This is a genomic window from Agromyces aurantiacus (assembly GCF_016907355.1).
Classification (GTDB): domain Bacteria; phylum Actinomycetota; class Actinomycetes; order Actinomycetales; family Microbacteriaceae; genus Agromyces; species Agromyces aurantiacus.
Map to the genome: position 1 here is coordinate 1,881,174 of NZ_JAFBBW010000001.1, position 16,675 is coordinate 1,897,848.

Here is a 16,675-nt window from a genome sequence, read left to right on the forward strand (position 1 = left end):
GCACCGGGGGAGGAGCACGCATGACCATGACTCCGGAGGACGCGACCCGATTCGCCGCGAACCTCGACCGGCTCGTGGGTGCCGTCGAGGAGGTGCTGCTCGGCAAGAACCGCGTCATCCGCCTCGCCTTCACCGCGCTGCTCAGCGAGGGGCACCTGCTGCTCGAGGACGTCCCGGGCACCGGCAAGACCTCCCTGGCCCGGGCCATGGCCCAGTCGGTGGCGGGCACGAGCAACCGCGTGCAGTTCACGCCCGACCTCCTGCCCGGCGACATCACGGGCGTCTCCGTCTACGACCAGCGCACGGGCGCGTTCGAGTTCCATCCCGGTCCGGTGTTCGCCAACATCGTGCTCGCCGACGAGATCAACCGCGCGAGCCCCAAGACGCAGTCGGCACTGCTCGAGGTCATGGAGGAGGGACAGGTCACCGTCGACGGGCAGAGCCACCCCGTGGGCCGCCCGTTCATGGTCATCGCCACCCAGAACCCGGTCGAACAGGCCGGAACCTACCGGCTGCCCGAGGCGCAGCTCGACCGGTTCCTCATGCGCACCTCGATCGGCTACCCCGACCACGCGTCGACGATCCGCATCCTCGAGGGCACCGACCAGCGCGCCCACGACCAGCAGATCGAGCCGCGGCTGCGCGCCGACGAGATCGTCGAGATGGCCGGCCTGGCCCGCACCGTCTACGTCGATCCGACCATCCACGACTACGTCTCGCGCCTCGTCGACGCCACGCGCACCGCGCGCGAGGTGCGCCTCGGCGTGAGCGTGCGCGGCGCGCTCGCGCTCGTGCGCGCGGCCAAGACGCATGCGGCCGGCCGCGGCCGCCATTACGTGGTGCCCGACGATGTCAAGGCGCTCGCCGAGCCCGTGCTGGCGCATCGGCTGATCCTCGATCCCGAGGCGGAGTTCGACGGCGTGACCGCCTCCAACCTGATCGCCCAGGTGCTGATCGAGACGCCGCCACCCTCCGCGAGGCAGGCGGGGTGACCTTCCAGACCCGATCGACGATCCCCGAGGAGGCGGCCAAGGAGGGCCTGCTCGCGGTCGTCATCGCGCGCGCGGTCGTCGCCGGGCGGGCCGCGGCATCCGTCGCCGACCGATGGACCTCGGCGGTGCGCGCCGTCGTCACGCCACTCGGCTGGGGGGTCGTCGCGGGCGCCGTGGCGAGCCTCATCCTCGGCTACGGATGGGGATGGGGCGAGCTCGTCGTCATCGGGTGGGGTCTGGCGTTCCTCGTCGCGCTCGCATCGGCGTGGCTCGCCGGACGAGGCGCCGGCAGCCTCGAGCTCACGCTCCCGGTCGACCGGGTCGCGGTCGGCGAGGCGGCCGAGGCGAGCCTCGTCGCGCACAACGCCGGTCGCCGGCGGTTCGCGGCGGCGCGCCTCGAGCTGCCGGTCGGCACCCGGGTGCTCACGCGAATGATCCCCGCGCTGCCCCGCGGCGGAACCTTCGACGAGCGCGTCGCGATCCCGACGGAGCGGCGCGGCGTCGTGCCCGTCGGCCCCGTCCGGACGGTCCGCGCCGACCCCCTCGGGCTGATGCGCCGCGAGATCGTCTGGTCCGACGTCCGCACCCTGCACGTGCACCCCCGCACGATCGCCGTGTCACCGCTGACCACCGGCTTCCTGCGCGACCTCGAGGGCAGCCCGACGCGCGACCTCACGGTCAGCGACATCGCCTTCCACGCCCTGCGCGAGTACCAGCCGGGAGACGACCGTCGCTTCATCCACTGGCGCAGCTCGGCCAAGACCGGCACGTTCATGGTCCGCCAGTTCGAGGAGACCCGCCGCAGCCGCCTGATGGTGCTGCTCGACCTCGCCGGCGACGGCTACGAGGACCCGGACGACTTCGAACTGGCCGTGAGCACGGCCGCATCGCTCGGCGCACGCGCCATCCGGGACGCCCGCACGCTCAGCTTCGTCACCTCCGCCCCGGCACGCGCCGCCGGCGGAGCGACACGCGCCGCGATGCGCGAACTGCCCACGGCGTCGCGCGATCGCCTGCTCGACGCGCTGTGCCTCGTCGAGGCCGACGAACGGGCGACCGGGCTCGCCGAGACCGTGCGCGCCGCGGCCGAGTCGGTGACCGGCGTGTCGCTGGCCTTCGTGGTGACCGGCGGTGCTCGCGCCCTGCCCGACCTGCGCGCGGCGGCCGCGCGCCTCCCGCTCGGCGTCGAGGGCATCGTGGTGCGGTGCACGCACGAGGGCGAGGCCGCTGGGCGCGCGGTCGGCGGCCTGTCGGTGTTCGACATCGGCTACCTCGACGACCTGCGCTCGATGCTCGCCCGGACGGCGTCGGTCGCATGAGCGGCGCGCCGGACCCGCGCCGCGCGCCGGGATCGACGGTGCGGATGCTGCGCACCCGCCCGAACGGCCTGCGCGGTCGCAGCCCGCTCTCCGTGGCGCTCTCGGTGGTCATGGTCGCGGTGCTGTGCCTCGCGGCGATGATCCCGTGGTGGCCGATCTACGAGAGTCCGGCGTTCGTCGTCGCGGCGGTCGTCGCGGTCCTCGCCGGGTGCGCGATCGGGCTGCTCGGCGCGGCGTTCTCGTGGCCGTCGTGGGCCGTCGCGTCCGGCGTCGTGGGCGCCTTCCTCGTCCTCGGCGTGCCGTTCGCCGTCCCCACCCGCGCCTACCTCGGCGCGCTGCCCACCGCCGAGGGGCTCGTCGAACTCGTGGCCGCCACCGCCCTCTCGTGGAAGCAGCTGGTCACCATCACCGTCCCGGTCGGGTCGTACCAGGCGCTGCTCGTGCCGCCGTTCCTGCTCGGCCTGGTCGCCGGGGCCGTCGCAGTCACCATCGCGCTCCGCACGCGTCACGCGGCCGCCGCGATCCTCCCGCCCGCGGTCGTGCTCGTCGCGGGCATCGCGCTCGGCGTCGTGCACGACGACCTCGCGATCGAGGCCGGGCTCGCCTTCCTCCTCGCCGCGATCGCGTGGCTCGTCCGCGTGGCCATCGCCGAACGGCGTCGGGCCGCGGTCGACCGCCCGGTGGACGCCGCCCTGATCGACGCACGCCGCATCGTCGCGGCATCGGCGCTGACGGCGGTCGCACTGGCGGGGGCGACGGCCGCCGCCGTGGCGGTCCCGCCCGGACCGCGCGAGGTCGTGCGCGCGGAGCTGCAGCCGCCGTTCGAGCCGAACGACTACGACTCCCCGCTCGCCGGGTTCCGCTCGGCCTTCGACCCGCAGGCGGCCGCCGACGAGATGCTCCGCGTGCGGGGCCTGCCCGATGGCGCGGGCATCCGCGTGGCGACGCTCGACACGTACGACGGCGTCGTGTACTCGGTCGGCGGCGGGGACGGTGCCGCGGGCTCGGGCCAGTTCGTGCGCCTGCCGTACCGCCTCGACCAGTCGGCCACCCCCGGCGAAGGCGTCCGCCTCGACGTCGAGGTGCTCGGCTACGACGACGTCTGGGTCCCGGGGGTGGGGCGGCTCGAGGAGATCCGGTTCCGCGGGGCGCGGAGCTCCACGCTGACGGAGCAGTTCTACTACAACGACGTGACCGGAACGGGCGGGGTGCGCTCCGGACTGCAACGCGGCGACGGCTACGCGGCCGATTCCGTGGCCTCGCTCGAGCCGGTCGACCTCGCCGGGCTGAGCCCCGGCGGGGCCGTGCTGCCCGAGGCGCCGGACCTGCCCGAGGAGCTCGCCCGGCTCCTCGACGAGTGGGCGCCGGCCTCCGACTCGCAGGGCGAACGGCTCGCCGCCGTGATCGCCGGCTTCCATCGCGAGGGCTACGTCAGCCACGGGCTCGAGGACGAGGAACCCAGCCGCTCGGGTCACGCGCTGGACCGTCTGGCCGAGTTCGCGACCGTCAAGCCCATGGTGGGCGATGGCGAGCAGTACGCGGTGGCGGCCGCGCTCATGGCCCGGAGCATCGGATTCCCGGCCCGCGTCGTGGTGGGCTACCTCCCGCCGCGCGACGCCGAACCCGGCGACGGCGGCGTGCGGGTGTTCCGCAGCGGCGATCTGCAGGCCTGGATCGAGGTGCAGTCCGACCAGGGCGATTGGGTCCAGGTGGACCCGAACCCGGAGCGCCGCGAGATCCCGGAACGGCAGCCGGACGAGCCGACGGTCGTGTCGCGTCCGCAGTCCGCGCTGCCCCCGCCCGACGACCCCACGCCCGTGGACGACCTGGCCGCGGAACCCGACCCCGGCGCGGACGACCCGGACGATGCCGACGGATGGCTGCTCGCCCTCCTCGACGCGCTCCGCATCGCGGGGATCGTCCTGGCCGTCGTGGCATTGGTCGCGAGCCCCTTCATCGCGATCGTCGTCGCCAAGGCGCGGCGCCGTCGGCTCCGACGCCGTGCGGGCACGCCGGTGGAGCGCATCGAGGGCGGATGGCAGGAGTTCACCGACACCGCGAAGGACTACGGGTACCCGATCCTGCCGACCGCGACGCGCGCCGAGCAGGCCGCCACCGTGGGCGGACTGGCCCCCGCCGTGCTCGCCGCGGTCGTCGACCGCGCGGTGTTCGCACCCGACGGACCCGACACCGGCGACGACGAGCGCGTCTGGACGGCCGTCGACGAGCTCCAGCGGCGCCTCGCGGAACCTCGGTCGTGGCGCGAACGGCTTCGCGCCGCCGTCTCGCTCGGGTCGCTCGGAGGGTACGCTGGCTCGCGGAAGGGAGCCGGAACGTGAACTGCCGGATCTGCGGTGCAGCGTTGCCCGACGGCGCGATGTTCTGCGGCGAGTGCGGCAGCTCGACCTCGGCGACGCCCGAGTCGCGCCGGCCGGTCGATCCCCGTCCCGGCGATACCTACGTCCTGCACCGCTCCGAGAGCGGGGTCATCAGCGTGCCGCTGGATGGGGTCGCTCCCGTCGAGGCGGCCATCGCCGAGCCGGTCGCAGCCGAGCCGCTCATCGCCGAGGCGCCCATCGCCGAGCCTCCGGCACCGACCGCCGGAGGCGCTCCGTCGGGTCCGCCCCACGGCGAGGACGCGACGCCGAGGTTCGTCCTGACGTTCACGACCGGGGAGGTCGTGACCGTGTCGGGAACGGGGCTCATCGGGCGACGCCCGATGCCGCAGCCGGGGGAGGCCTTCACCCACCTCGTGCAGATCGTCGACCGGGGCCTGTCCGTCTCGAAGACCCACGTCGAGTTCGGCGAGCACGAGGGCGCGCTCTGGATCGCCGACCGGTTCTCGTCCAACGGCACGGTCCTGCGCCGCCCGGGCGAGGACGGCCTGCGCTGCGAGCCCGGCAGGCGGGTGCTCGCACCGCGGGGGAGCCGGGTCGAGATCGGCGAGCAGGCCTTCACCGTCGCCTGACCCCTCGGCATCGGTCCTCCACAGCCGGCTCGGGCCGCCCGAAGTCCACCATCTCGTGCCGGAGTCCCCCGTGCATGACGCCGGGGTGGTGCGCTCGGGACGTGCCCGAACCCGTCGTCGCCGCCGGCTCCCCGCCCCTGACCCTCCCGCCGAGCCCGCCGGAGCCCGCGCGCCCCGGGTTCCCGTGGATCGCGTCGATCGCGCCCGTCGCGGGCGCGGTCGTCGTCTGGGCCGTCACGGGCTCCGCGTTCGCGCTGCTGTTCGCGGCGCTCGGTCCGCTCGTCGCGATCGCGACCATGCTCGATGCGCGGCGGCACGGTGCTCGCGCGCGGCGTGCGGCGCTCGCCGCGCGGTCGGACGCGCTCGAACGCCTGCGCGCCCAGGTCGTGGATCGCCACGGGCTCGAACGCGAGGCCGCGTGGCGCAGCACGCCCAGTGCGAGGGAGGCGATCCTGCGCGCGGTGCCCGCGTGGCGCCACCCGGTTCCCCGACGCGTCGTGGTCGGTCGCGGGACGCGTCCGAGCGGCCTCCGCATCGACGGGGTCGCGACCGACGAGCACGATGCCGCGGTGCTCCGCGAGGCGGCGCGGCTGGACGACGCGCCGGTCGCCGTCGAGGCGGGCGAGGGCATCGGCTTCGTCGGTCCGGCCCACCTCGCCCGGGCCGCGGCCCGCGCGGCGGTCGTCCAGTGCGCCGACGCCGCCGCACCCGGCTCGCTCGCGGTCCTCCTCCCGGCCACCGGGTGGGAGTGCCTGGCCGCGCTGCCCCACCGGAGCGACGACGCCGGAGCGTCCACTGCGGTCCTCGCCGTCGTCGAGGCGGATCCCGCCCGCGAGGTCGGCGGTCGCGCCGCCTCGGCCTCGCCGCCCGCCGGCGCGATCGTGATCGCGGTGGCCGGGCACCCCGGTGCGTTGCCGCCCGGCCCCAGCGCGATCGTCCGGGTCGACGGGCCCCGGTCGGGCGCGCTGCACCCCGCGGGGGGTGCGCACGTCGAGCTGAGGCCTGAACTGCTCTCCGCCGCCGAGGCCGCGACGTGGGCCGAGGGTCTGGATCGCGCGGCGCGCCGGGCGGGCCTGGCATCCCCCGAGCGGGAACTGCCCGAGCGGGTGGCACTCGAGTCCCTCGAGGCCGAGCCGCCGGCGGAGCGGCCCGATCGTTCCGGGCTCCGCGTCGCCGTCGGCGAATGCGGCCAGGGTCGGTTCGAGCTCGACCTCGCCGCGGGGCCCCATGCGCTCGTCGCCGGCACGACCGGAAGCGGCAAGAGCGAGTTCCTGCTCGCGTGGATGACGGCGCTCGCGCTCGCGTACGGCCCCGAACGCGTCGCGTTCCTGCTCGTCGACTTCAAGGGCGGCGCGGCGTTCGAGCCGATCGCCGCACTTCGCCACGTCACGGGCATCGTCACCGACCTCGACGAGCACGAGGCCGCGCGCGCCGTCGCGAGCATCCGGGCCGAGCTGCGGCGGCGCGAGCACGTGCTCCGGGCGGCCGGGGCGCGCGACGTGTCCGTGCTCGACGACGGCATCGAGCTGCCGCGCCTCGTCGTTGTCGTCGACGAGTTCCAGGCGATGGTCGAGCGCTTCCCCGAACTCGGCGACGTGATCGGCGATGTCGCCGCTCGCGGCCGCTCGCTGGGCGTGCACCTGGTCCTGGCGTCGCAGCGCCCCAACGGCGTGGTCCGGGAGCAGGTGACCGCCAACTGCGGGATCCGGATCTCGTTGCGGGTGCTCCAGCGCGCCGACAGCCTCGCCGTCGTCGGGACGGACGGCGCATCGCGCATCCCGCCCGGCCGACCCGGACGCGCGGTCGGCGACCGAGGCGACGGATGCCCGGTGACCTTCCAGTCCGCGCTCGCCGGCGCTGCCGTCATCGAGGAGGCGCGGCGCCGTCACGCCGGGGCGTCGCCGCCGCGCCGGCCGTGGCTCGACCCCTTGCCCCGCATGGTCGGGCTGGATTCCCTCGAGGAGGTGCTCGCCCACGGCCGGCGCCGGGCCACGCCGTCGATCCCGCCGGTGGCGTCGTCGGTCGGGGCATCCGCCGGTGCGTGGCACGGCGGGCTGGCACTCGGCGTGGCCGACGACCCCGACCGGCAGCGGCGCGTCCGCGCCGAATGGCACCCTGGGCACGACGGACCGCTCGCGGTGCTCGGGGCGCCGGGCTCGGGTCGCTCGGCGCTGCTCGAGGCGCTCGCGGCGCAGGTCGCCGCCGTCGCGGGCGACGACGCCGTGCTGCGCCTCGAGGGACCGCGCAGCCGACGATGGGATGCGATCTCGTCGCTCCGCGACGCCGCGGGCCCCTCGCGCCGGCCCGCGCTGGTGGTGATCGACGATCTCGACACGGCGTTCTCGTCGTGGCCCGACGAGCACCGGTTCGCGGCCCTCGCCGGCCTCGAGCACCTGCTGCGGTCGTCGCGCGGCACCGGGGTCGCCGTCGTGGCCTCCGCCGCGCGTCTCGCGGGGCTCGGGGCGGGACTGCGCGACGCGTTCACCGCGACCGCGCTGCTCCGGCACGCATCCCGGGCCGACCTGATCCATGCCGGGGGAGCGGGCGAGCTGTGGCACGCCGAGGCGCCTGCCGGCGCGGGCCAGTGGCGCGGACTGCGCACCCAGTTCCTGCATGCCGCACCGGCCGCGCGCGACCACGGCGACGGTCCCGCGCCGCTCGACCTCGCCGGGCATCCCCTCGTCGCGGTGGCGTCCGCGACGCCGGCCGCCGACGCCGCCGTCCTGTCGTCCAGGTGGCCGGCCGCCACGCTCGTGCGGCTCGGGTCGACGCCGGACGCGGCGGCGGAGGCATCGGCCGCGATCGACGCCTCGCGCGTCGGCGGCCCGCAGCGCATCCTGGTGGGCGATGCCGATGCCTGGGCCGCCAACTGGTCCCTGACAGCCGCGGCGCGTTCCGCGGCGACGATCGTGGTCCACGGCGGCACGGCCGAGTTCCGCGCGCTCGCGCGCGGAACGGGGCTGCCGCCGTTGCTCGACGACCACTCCGCCCAGTGCTGGATCGGCCGACCGGAGGACCCCGTCGCACGACGTCGGTGGTTGGCGGCGGATTCGACGGATTCCGTTCGTCAGGCGCCCTGAACAGTGCGGATTCCGTGCGTAGCGTTCGCAGAAATTAACGATTCGGACATCAACTCGTGATTTCCGCCACGCAGTGTGTCATCATCTTCGCACCCCTGCACGTGCAGCACATCGATAGGAGCCCTTCGTGAGCAGCCGACCCCTTCCCCAGGACCCCATCGTCCGCGCGCTGATCGCGCAGGCCCGCCAGGCGCAGATGACCCGCCGCGGCCTGCTCGCCGGCGCCGGCGCCGGCGCCTCCGCGCTGGCGCTCGCGGCGTGCTCGACCGGTGGCGGCCAGGCCAAGCCGACCGCCGCGGCCGACAAGTCCTCGACCGACAAGACCCTCAACTGGGCGAACTGGGCCGCGTACATCGACGAGGATGACGCCGGCAACTACCCCACGCTCGTCGCCTTCGAGGAGGAGACCGGCATCAAGGTCAACTACGAGGTGGCCGTCGACGACAACAACACCTACTACGGCAAGGTCAAGGACCAGCTCGCGCTCGGCCAGGACATCGGCGCCGACACGGTCTGCCTCACCGACTGGATGGTCTCGCGCTGGATCCGCCTCGGCTACACGCAGGAGCTCGACCACGCGAACATCCCGAACATCACGAACCTCACCCCCTCGCTCGAGAACCCCGACTTCGACCCGGGTCGCAAGTTCTCCCTGCCCTGGCAGGGCGGCTTCGCCGGCATCTGCTGGAACGTCGAGAAGGTCCCCGGCGGCCTGAAGTCCGTCGAAGACCTCTGGAACCCCGAGCTGAAGGGCCGCATCGGCGTGCTGTCGGAGATGCGCGACACGATGGGCCTCATCATGCTGCAGAACGGCGTCGACATCTCGGGCGACTGGGGCGACGCGGAGTACGACGCGGCCATCGAGATCCTCGACGAGCAGGTCGCCAACGGCCAGATCCGCAACATCAAGGGCAACTCGTACCTCGAGGACCTCAAGAGCGAGGACACGCTCGCGGCGATCTGCTGGTCGGGCGACATCACGGTGATCAACGCCGAGGCGGGCGACAAGTGGCAGTTCGCCATCCCCGACGCCGGCGGCACGCTGTGGAACGACAACTTCCTCATCCCGATCGGCTCGCCGCGCAAGACCAACGCCGAGACGCTCATCAACTACTACTACGAGCCCGAGGTCGCGGCCGAGGTCGCCGCGTGGGTGAACTACATCACCCCGGTCGTCGGCGCCAAGGAGGCCGCCGCCGCGATCGATCCCGAGCTCGCCGACAACCAGCTGATCTTCCCCGACGAGGAGACGCTCTCGCAGGCGCACATCTTCCGCGCGCTGTCGGGCGCCGAGGAGCAGAAGTACCAGGCGCAGTTCCAGCAGATCCTCCTGGGTTCGTGATGTCGGGTCGTGAATTCGCCGAACGCGGCGCCGACCTCGAACTGGTCGGCATCCAGAAGCGCTTCCCGGGCTTCACCGCCATCGAGGAGCTCGACCTGACGATCCCGGCGGGATCGTTCTTCGCGCTGCTGGGGCCCTCGGGCTGCGGCAAGACGACCACCCTGCGTCTCGTCGCCGGGCTCGAGGAGCCCACGAAGGGCCGCATCCTCATCGGCGGGAAGGACGTGACCGACACCAAGGCGCATCAGCGCCCGGTCAACACGGTGTTCCAGAGCTACGCCCTCTTCCCGCACATGTCGATCATCGAGAACGTCGCCTTCGGCCTGAAGCGCCGCAAGATGGACGACCCGATGGGCAAGGCGCACGAGGCCCTCCGCCTGGTCGAGCTCGACCACCTGGCGCAGCGGCGCCCTGCGCAGCTGTCCGGTGGACAGCAGCAGCGCGTCGCGCTCGCCCGCGCGATCGTGAACCGCCCGGCACTGCTCCTCCTCGACGAGCCGCTCGGCGCGCTCGACCTGAAGCTGCGCCGGCAGATGCAGCTCGAGCTCAAGACGATCCAAGAGGAGGTCGGCCTGACCTTCCTGCACGTCACGCACGATCAGGAGGAGGCCATGACCATGGCCGACACCGTGGCCGTCATGAACAAGGGCGCGATCGAGCAGATGGGCGCGCCCGAGGAGCTCTACGAGCTGCCGCGCACGGCATTCGTGGCCAACTTCCTCGGCAAGTCGAACCTCTTCACGGGCGACGTGGTCGAGACCACGAGCACGGCCGTCACGGTCGACGCCGGCGGACACCGCATCACGGTTCCGGCCGCTCGTGCGCAGCGCCACCAGGGCCTGGTGACGGTCGGCGTGCGGCCCGAGAAGGTCGCGCTCCACCTCGAGGCGCCCACCGCGACCGCCGATCGCAACGTGCTCGGGCCCGGCCGCGTCATCGACGTGTCCTTCGCGGGCGTGAGCACCGAGTACATCGTCGCGATCCCCGGGGTCGGCACGATCTCGGTGTTCGCCCAGAACGTGGGCTTCGGGCCGGTCACGTCCGAGGGCGGCGAGGTGTGGGTGAGCTGGAACGTCGAGCACGGCTTCGGCTTGGCCGACGAGCCCGACGAGTCGAGCCGGTTCCCGGCCGACGCCGACACGCAGTCGATCGCGGTCCAGCGTCGCGAGGCGCTGATCTCGGAGCTCGAGGGAAGCTGAGCCATGGCCTTCGCAGCATTCGCGACGGCGGAGGTCCAGGCCCAGGCACCGAAGCGGAGGAGCCCCATCGCGCTCTTCCTGCTCCTGCCGGGCATCCTCTACCTCGTCCTCTTCTTCCTGACGCCGCTGATCTCGCTGGTGCTCACCTCGCTGCAGGCGCCGAGCGAGTTCGGCGACATCGGGGTGTACGACTACGCGTTCAACTGGCAGAACTACGTCGACGTCGTCCAGCAGTACTGGCCGCACATCCTCCGCTCGTTCGGCTACGCGCTCACGGCGACGGTGTTCGCGCTCCTGTTTAGCTATCCGATCGCGTACTTCATCGGCGTCAAGGCCCGGCCCTGGCCGCTCCTGCAGAGCCTCCTGCTCGTGCTCGTGATCGCCCCGTTCTTCATCAGCTTCCTGCTGCGCACCCTCGCGTGGAAGCAGATCCTGTCGGACGAGTCGATCGTGATCACCTCGCTGAAGGCCCTCGGGATGCTCGCGCCCGATGCCTACTTCGCGGGAACCCCGTTCGCGGTCATCTTCGGGTTGACGTACAACTTCATCCCGTTCATGACGCTCCCGCTCTACACGACGCTCGAGCGGCTCGACACCCGGTACCTCGAAGCGGGCAGCGACCTCTACGCGAACCCGTTCACGGTGTTCCGGAAGGTCACCATCCCGCTCTCCATGCCGGGCATCGTGGCCGGCACGCTGCTGACCTTCATCCCGGCGGCGGGCGACTACGTCAACGCGAGCCGCGACTTCCTCGGAGGTCCCGACACGCAGATGATGGGCAACGTGATCGAGGCGAACTTCCTCGTGCTGCTGAACTACCCGGCGGCCGCGGCGCTCTCGATCATCCTGATGGGCGCGATCCTCGTGCTCGTCGGCGTCTACGTCAAGCGATCCGGAACGGAGGACCTGCTGTGAGCGGTGAGGTGCAGGCCGCCGCCGTGCTCGGCGGATTCACGGAGAGCGAGGAGCTCGAGGACCGCCGCGGTCCGCAGCGCCCGCGACGTCGCCGAATCGGCCTCGGCGACTGGCTGCTGCCGATCTACGTGACGCTCGCGTTCATCTTCCTGCTGATCCCGATCGTGTACACGTTCGTGTTCTCGTTCAACGACTCGCTGAAGTCGAACATCGCCTGGCGCGGGTTCACCTTCGACAAGTGGCTGAACGTCTGCAACGTCGAGGGCGGCGCCGTGTGCGAGGCGTTCGGCAACAGCATCGTGATCGGCGTGGTCGCCACGGTCGTCGCGACCACGCTCGGCACCATGATCGCGATCGCGCTGGTGCGCTACCGCTTCCGCGCCCGCTCGGCGATCAGCCTGCTGCTGTTCCTGCCGATGGCCACCCCCGAGGTGGTGCTCGGTGCGGGCCTCGCGGCGCAGTTCCTCGCGGTCGGCGTGCCGAAGGACATGCTGACCATCATCCTGGCGCACACGATGTTCTGCATCAGCTTCGTCGTCGTCACGGTCAAGGCGCGCGTCTCGAGCCTCGACCCGGCGCTCGAGGAGGCGGGTCGCGATCTCTACGGCTCGCCGCGCGAGGTGTTCTGGCGCATCACGTTCCCGTTGCTGCTGCCCGGCATCATGGCGGCCGCGCTCCTCTCGTTCGCGCTGAGCTTCGATGACTTCATCATCACGAACTTCAACTCCGGCTCGGTGTCGACGTTCCCGAAGTACATCTACATCTCGGCGTCGCGCGGCATCCCGGCCGAGGCGAACGTGATCGCGTCGGCGGTGTTCATCGTCGCCCTCGTCATCGTGGTCGTCGCCCAGGTGTCCCGCGCGGTGCGCGCGAAGCGGTTGGCCGCGTCCCTCGGCTGACCGGCGAGACGACGAACGGATGCCGCGGCCCTCGAGGAGGGCCGCGGCATCCGTCGTTCGGGCGGCTGCTCAGACGGTCGCGCGGATGCGGCCCACCACGGCGCCGCCGCCGAGCACGTCGAGCCCGAGGTCGGGCTCGACCCCGTCGACCGCGGCCGTCTCGAGCGCGCCGGCGCCGGCCAGCAGGCGTGCGGCGACGATGGCGGAGGCACGCGGCGACCCGTCGAGCATCTTCAGCGCCACGGTCGTGCCGTCGGGGGTCGCCATGACCTGCACGCCCTCGGCGCCGAACTTCGAGAAGACGCCGAGGCGGTCGATCGCGACCGAGTCGGGGCGTCCGGGCCCGGCGACCGCCCAGCCGTTCGAGCGCACGCCCTCGGCCAGCGCGGCCGCCTCGCGGAACAGCGCGAACGGCGAGGACGTCGACGAGGACGCGATCTTCTGGATCCCACGGGCGAGTCCGGTGAGGCTCACCGCGTGCACCGGGGCTCCGCATCCGTCGATGACGCTCGCGACCGGTCGCTCGCCGGTGAGCCGTTCGAGCACGTCGAGCACTCGCTTCTGCAGGGGGTGCTCGGGGTCGAGGTAGTCCTCCAGCGACCAGCCATTGGCCCGGCAGGCGAGGAGCATCGCGGCGTGCTTGCCGGAGCAGTTCATCGTGATCGGCTCGGCCCGCTGGCCGGAGCGCACGAGCTCGTCGCGCGCGGCGCGGTCGGTCGGGTACTCGGCCGGGCAGCGCAGCGCCGAGGCGGGAAGCGACTCGCGCGCGAGCAGGCCCCGGACGAGGGCGACATGCCGCGTCGTGCCGCTGTGGCTCGCGGTCGCGATCGCCGCATCCTCACCGCGCAGGGTGACGCCCGACGTCATCACCGCGACGGCCTGGAAGGGCTTCATGCTCGAGCGGGGGAGGACGGCCGCGGCGGGGTCGCCGAGGGTGCGCACCACGTCGCCGTCGGGCGAGATGACGATCGCCGATCCGACATGGCGCGACTCGACGAAGCCGCCGCGCTCGACCACCGCGAGCTCGGCCGCGGCGGAGGCCGCGAAGGTGCCGCCCACGCTCAGGCGAGGGCCGCGAGGGCCTCGTCGAGCACGCCCAGGGCATCCTCGATGAGCGCGTCGGTCATGCGCAGGCTCGGCAGGAACCGCAGCACGTTCCCCCAGGTGCCCGCGCTCAGGAAGAGCACGCCCCGCTCGGCCGCGAACGAGACGATCCGGCCGACCGCGTCGGCGTTCGGCGCCTTGGTGGTCTCGGCCGTGCCGGGCTGGACGAGCTCGATGGCGATCATGGCGCCGTGCCCGCGGATGTCGCCGATCACGTCGTGCTCGGCGCGGAGGCGCTCGAGCCCCGCGGTCAGCGTCGCCTCGATCCGGCGGCCCTCGGCGAGGAGGTCCTCCTCGTCGATCGCCTCGAAGACGGCGATCGCCGCGGCGCACGCGACCGGGTTGCCGCCGAAGGTGCCGCCGAGCCCGCCGGGCTGCGACGCGTCCATGATCTCGGCGCGTCCGGTGACCGCCGCAAGCGGCAGGCCCGCCGCGATGCCCTTGGCGGAGAGGACGAGGTCGGGCACCCAGCCGAAGTGCTCGGACGCGTAGTACCGACCGGTCCGGGCCATGCCCGACTGGATCTCGTCGGCGATCATCACGACGCCGTTCGCCGTGCACCACTCCTGGAGCGCGGGCAGGAAGCCCTCGGCGGGCACCATGAAGCCGCCCTCGCCCTGGATCGGCTCGACGACGAGGCAGGCCAGGTCGGTCGCGCCGACGACCTTCTCGAGCCAGCCGATCGTGCGCGCCGCGGCCTCGGCGCCCGAGAGGCCGTCGCGGTAGGGGTAGGAGCTGGGGGCGTGGTAGACGTCGCCGGCGAGCGGGCCGAAGCCGGTCGCGTACGGCATGGCCTTGTAGTTCATGGCCATCGTGAGGTTCGTGCGACCGTGGTAGGCGTGGTCGAGTACCGCGACGGCGCGCCGGCCGGTGTACTTGCGGGCGATCTTGACGCCGTTCTCGACGGCCTCGGCGCCAGAGTTGACGAGCACCGACTTCTTGGCGAAGTCGCCGGGCGTGTGCTCGGCGAGCAGCTCGGCGACGCGCACGTACTCCTCGTAGGGCGTGATCGTGAACAGCGTGTGCAACACGTCGCGCGCCTGCGCGACGGCGGCCTCGACGACGCGCGCGGGGGTGTGGCCCGCGGTCGTCACGCCGATGCCGGCGCCGAAGTCGAGGAAGTGGTTGCCGTCGACGTCGACGAGCACGGCGCCGTTGGCGCGCTCGATGTAGACGGGCAGGACGCTCGAGACGCCCGAGGAGACGACCGCGGTGCGTCGGGCGTGCAGCTCCTGCGACCGCGGGCCGGGGATCGCGGTGACGATCCGTCGCTCCTGCGGCACGGCGGGCACCGCGGCGGCGGGGGGTGCGGGCAGGGGTTCGACAGGGGTCTGCGTGTCAGTCATGATCCGACCAGCTTATCCCCGCGGGTCCGCGGCGCCGGGGGCGGCGTGGTGCAGAATCGACGACGACGCACGCGAGGGAAGGAACGGCATGCTCGGCGAACACCACTACGCGATCGAGGTCGAATGGCAGGGCGACCGGGGCACGGGGACCTCCTCGTACCGGGCCTACGGGCGCGGGCACGCGGTGCGCGCCGAGGGCAAGCTGCACGAGATCGCCGGCTCGAGCGACCGGGCGTTCCACGGCGACCGCGAGCGGTGGAATCCCGAGGAACTCCTGCTCGCCGCGCTGAGCGAGTGCCACATGCTCTCCTACCTCCACGTCGCGACGCTGCACGGCGTGGTGGTCGTCGAGTACAGGGATGCGGCGACCGCGCGCATGCTCGAGGACGGCCGCGGCGGCGGGCGGCTCGTCGAGGCCGTGCTGCGTCCGCGGGTCACGGTCGCCGATGCGTCGATGCGCGAGCTCGCGGCCTCGCTGCACCACGAGGCGTCCGAGAAGTGCTTCATCGCGGCATCCGTGAACTTCCCGGTGCGCCACGAACCGGTCGCGCTCGTGCGCGGCGAGGCGGTTCAGCTCGCCGGCAGCGCGGCCGAGGCGGGGCCGTCGGGCACGGGCGGCGCGGCCGGCGGGCACGGGTAGCCGCCGACGAGCCGCGAGCACGGCGGGAAGTACGCCGGCAGCCGCTCGTCCTGCGGATCGCCGAACCACCGGTGCCAGAGCCGCCAGAAGTTGAGGTTGCCGTAGGCGGAGCAGTCGTCGCCGCCCGAGGGGTCGGCGAGCACGGCCGCGTTGGGCTGGTAGGGCGTGTAGTTGTAGAGGTTCGCCGTGGCCTGGTTGCGGATGCGCACGGTCGTGGCCCCGCACGCGGCCTCGGGGTTGAACGGCACGTCGATGCGGCCGACCTGGAACCGCCGGTCGGGCTCGGCGGTGTACTGCCGGAACTGCCATCCGGCCCGGTAGACCTGGTTGAAGAAGCCGAAGTACTGCGCGTCGCAGTCGGCCGTGTCGGGGCAGCCGTACCCGGTGGCGCGCTCGTAGCCGCGCGCGCTCGGCCGGGTCAGCAGCGACTGCTCCTTCTGCAGGAGCACGAGGAACGTGCGCGGGCTGATCCCGCACGCGTCGGCCACCTCGGCGATGATGCGGCTCGCGGGCAGGTCGCGGCCGCCCTCGACGGCGTCGCAATGGCGTGGGCCGACCGCCGGCACGTCCGGGACGTCCTCGACGTACTCGTCGAGGCACGGGACGTCGTCGACCGGGCGGCACTCGCGCGATCCGAGGAACTCCTGGATCTCGGTCTCGGTCATCGCCGCGGCGTCGTAGAACGCGTCATCGCTGACGATGAAGCCCGGATCGAACCGATCGGTCGAGGGGATCCGGCGGTCGCCGGGCGAGGCGTCGCCGCGCTCGAAGTCGGCCGGACCGCTGCACGCCGTCACGGCGAGTGCCGCGAACGCCGCGAGTGCGGCCATCCAGGTGCGCGCCGTCGTCCCCATCGGGCCGAGGATAGCGG

Annotated in this window: 13 protein-coding genes; 10 read left to right on the forward strand and 3 right to left on the reverse strand. The window is 73.0% G+C overall.

All coding sequences use genetic code 11. The features are described from left to right. Positions 1-20: 20 nt before the first annotated feature. The 9 genes from JOD46_RS08885 to JOD46_RS08925 all read left to right on the forward strand — a co-directional run bounded on the left by JOD46_RS08885 (position 21) and on the right by JOD46_RS08925 (position 12,714). Positions 21-992: an AAA family ATPase gene (locus JOD46_RS08885; protein WP_204393481.1), complete on the forward strand. Its 972-nt coding sequence runs from the start codon at positions 21-23 to the stop codon at positions 990-992. Then, positions 989-2,311, forward strand: coding sequence for a DUF58 domain-containing protein (locus JOD46_RS18925; RefSeq protein ID WP_204393483.1), 1,323 nt, complete (start codon positions 989-991; stop codon positions 2,309-2,311). Before JOD46_RS08885 ends, JOD46_RS18925 begins: the two co-directional genes overlap by 4 nt. Beyond that, entirely contained in the window at positions 2,308-4,650 is a 2,343-nt protein-coding gene (locus tag JOD46_RS08895; RefSeq protein ID WP_204393485.1) for a transglutaminase TgpA family protein, read from the forward strand. Before JOD46_RS18925 ends, JOD46_RS08895 begins: the two co-directional genes overlap by 4 nt. Before the next feature lie 23 nt (positions 4,651-4,673). Then, a complete protein-coding gene (locus JOD46_RS08900; RefSeq protein ID WP_204393487.1) occupies positions 4,674-5,279 on the forward strand; it encodes a hypothetical protein in 606 nt (201 codons plus the stop codon). 101 nt (positions 5,280-5,380) lie between these two features. After that, complete coding sequence (locus JOD46_RS08905; protein WP_204393489.1) at positions 5,381-8,359, forward strand: FtsK/SpoIIIE domain-containing protein; 2,979 nt, start codon at positions 5,381-5,383, stop codon at positions 8,357-8,359. Positions 8,360-8,486: 127 nt separating this feature from the next. Next, positions 8,487-9,701: an ABC transporter substrate-binding protein gene (locus JOD46_RS08910; protein ID WP_307834977.1), complete on the forward strand. Its 1,215-nt coding sequence runs from the start codon at positions 8,487-8,489 to the stop codon at positions 9,699-9,701. Beyond that, positions 9,701-10,900 carry an ABC transporter ATP-binding protein gene (locus tag JOD46_RS08915; protein WP_204393491.1) on the forward strand — a complete coding sequence of 400 codons (1,200 nt, stop codon included), beginning with the start codon at positions 9,701-9,703 and terminating at the stop codon, positions 10,898-10,900. The genes JOD46_RS08910 and JOD46_RS08915 overlap by 1 nt, the downstream gene beginning before the upstream one ends. Positions 10,901-10,903: 3 nt before the next feature. After that, positions 10,904-11,815 carry an ABC transporter permease gene (locus JOD46_RS08920; RefSeq protein WP_204393493.1) on the forward strand — a complete coding sequence of 304 codons (912 nt, stop codon included), beginning with the start codon at positions 10,904-10,906 and terminating at the stop codon, positions 11,813-11,815. A 95-nt stretch (positions 11,816-11,910) separates the two neighbouring features. Then, positions 11,911-12,714 carry an ABC transporter permease gene (locus JOD46_RS08925; protein WP_204396449.1) on the forward strand — a complete coding sequence of 268 codons (804 nt, stop codon included), beginning with the start codon at positions 11,911-11,913 and terminating at the stop codon, positions 12,712-12,714. 69 nt (positions 12,715-12,783) lie between these two features. Here JOD46_RS08925 and JOD46_RS08930 read toward each other — a convergent pair whose 3' ends face one another. Continuing rightward, the gene (locus JOD46_RS08930; protein WP_204393495.1) at positions 12,784-13,773 is read right to left on the reverse strand and encodes an asparaginase; all 990 of its coding nucleotides are present in this window, start codon (positions 13,771-13,773) and stop codon (positions 12,784-12,786) included. 2 nt (positions 13,774-13,775) lie between these two features. Then, the gene (gene gabT, locus JOD46_RS08935; RefSeq protein WP_204393497.1) at positions 13,776-15,164 is read right to left on the reverse strand and encodes a 4-aminobutyrate--2-oxoglutarate transaminase; all 1,389 of its coding nucleotides are present in this window, start codon (positions 15,162-15,164) and stop codon (positions 13,776-13,778) included. A gap of 88 nt (positions 15,165-15,252) precedes the next feature. Between gabT and JOD46_RS08940 the strand changes: the two genes are divergently transcribed. Then, positions 15,253-15,804 (forward strand): OsmC family protein, encoded by a 552-nt coding sequence (locus JOD46_RS08940; RefSeq protein ID WP_204393499.1) that lies wholly within the window; start codon positions 15,253-15,255, stop codon positions 15,802-15,804. Here JOD46_RS08940 and JOD46_RS08945 read toward each other — a convergent pair. Beyond that, a complete protein-coding gene (locus JOD46_RS08945; protein ID WP_204393501.1) occupies positions 15,735-16,658 on the reverse strand; it encodes a hypothetical protein in 924 nt (307 codons plus the stop codon). The genes JOD46_RS08940 and JOD46_RS08945 overlap by 70 nt on opposite strands. Positions 16,659-16,675 lie beyond the last annotated feature (17 nt).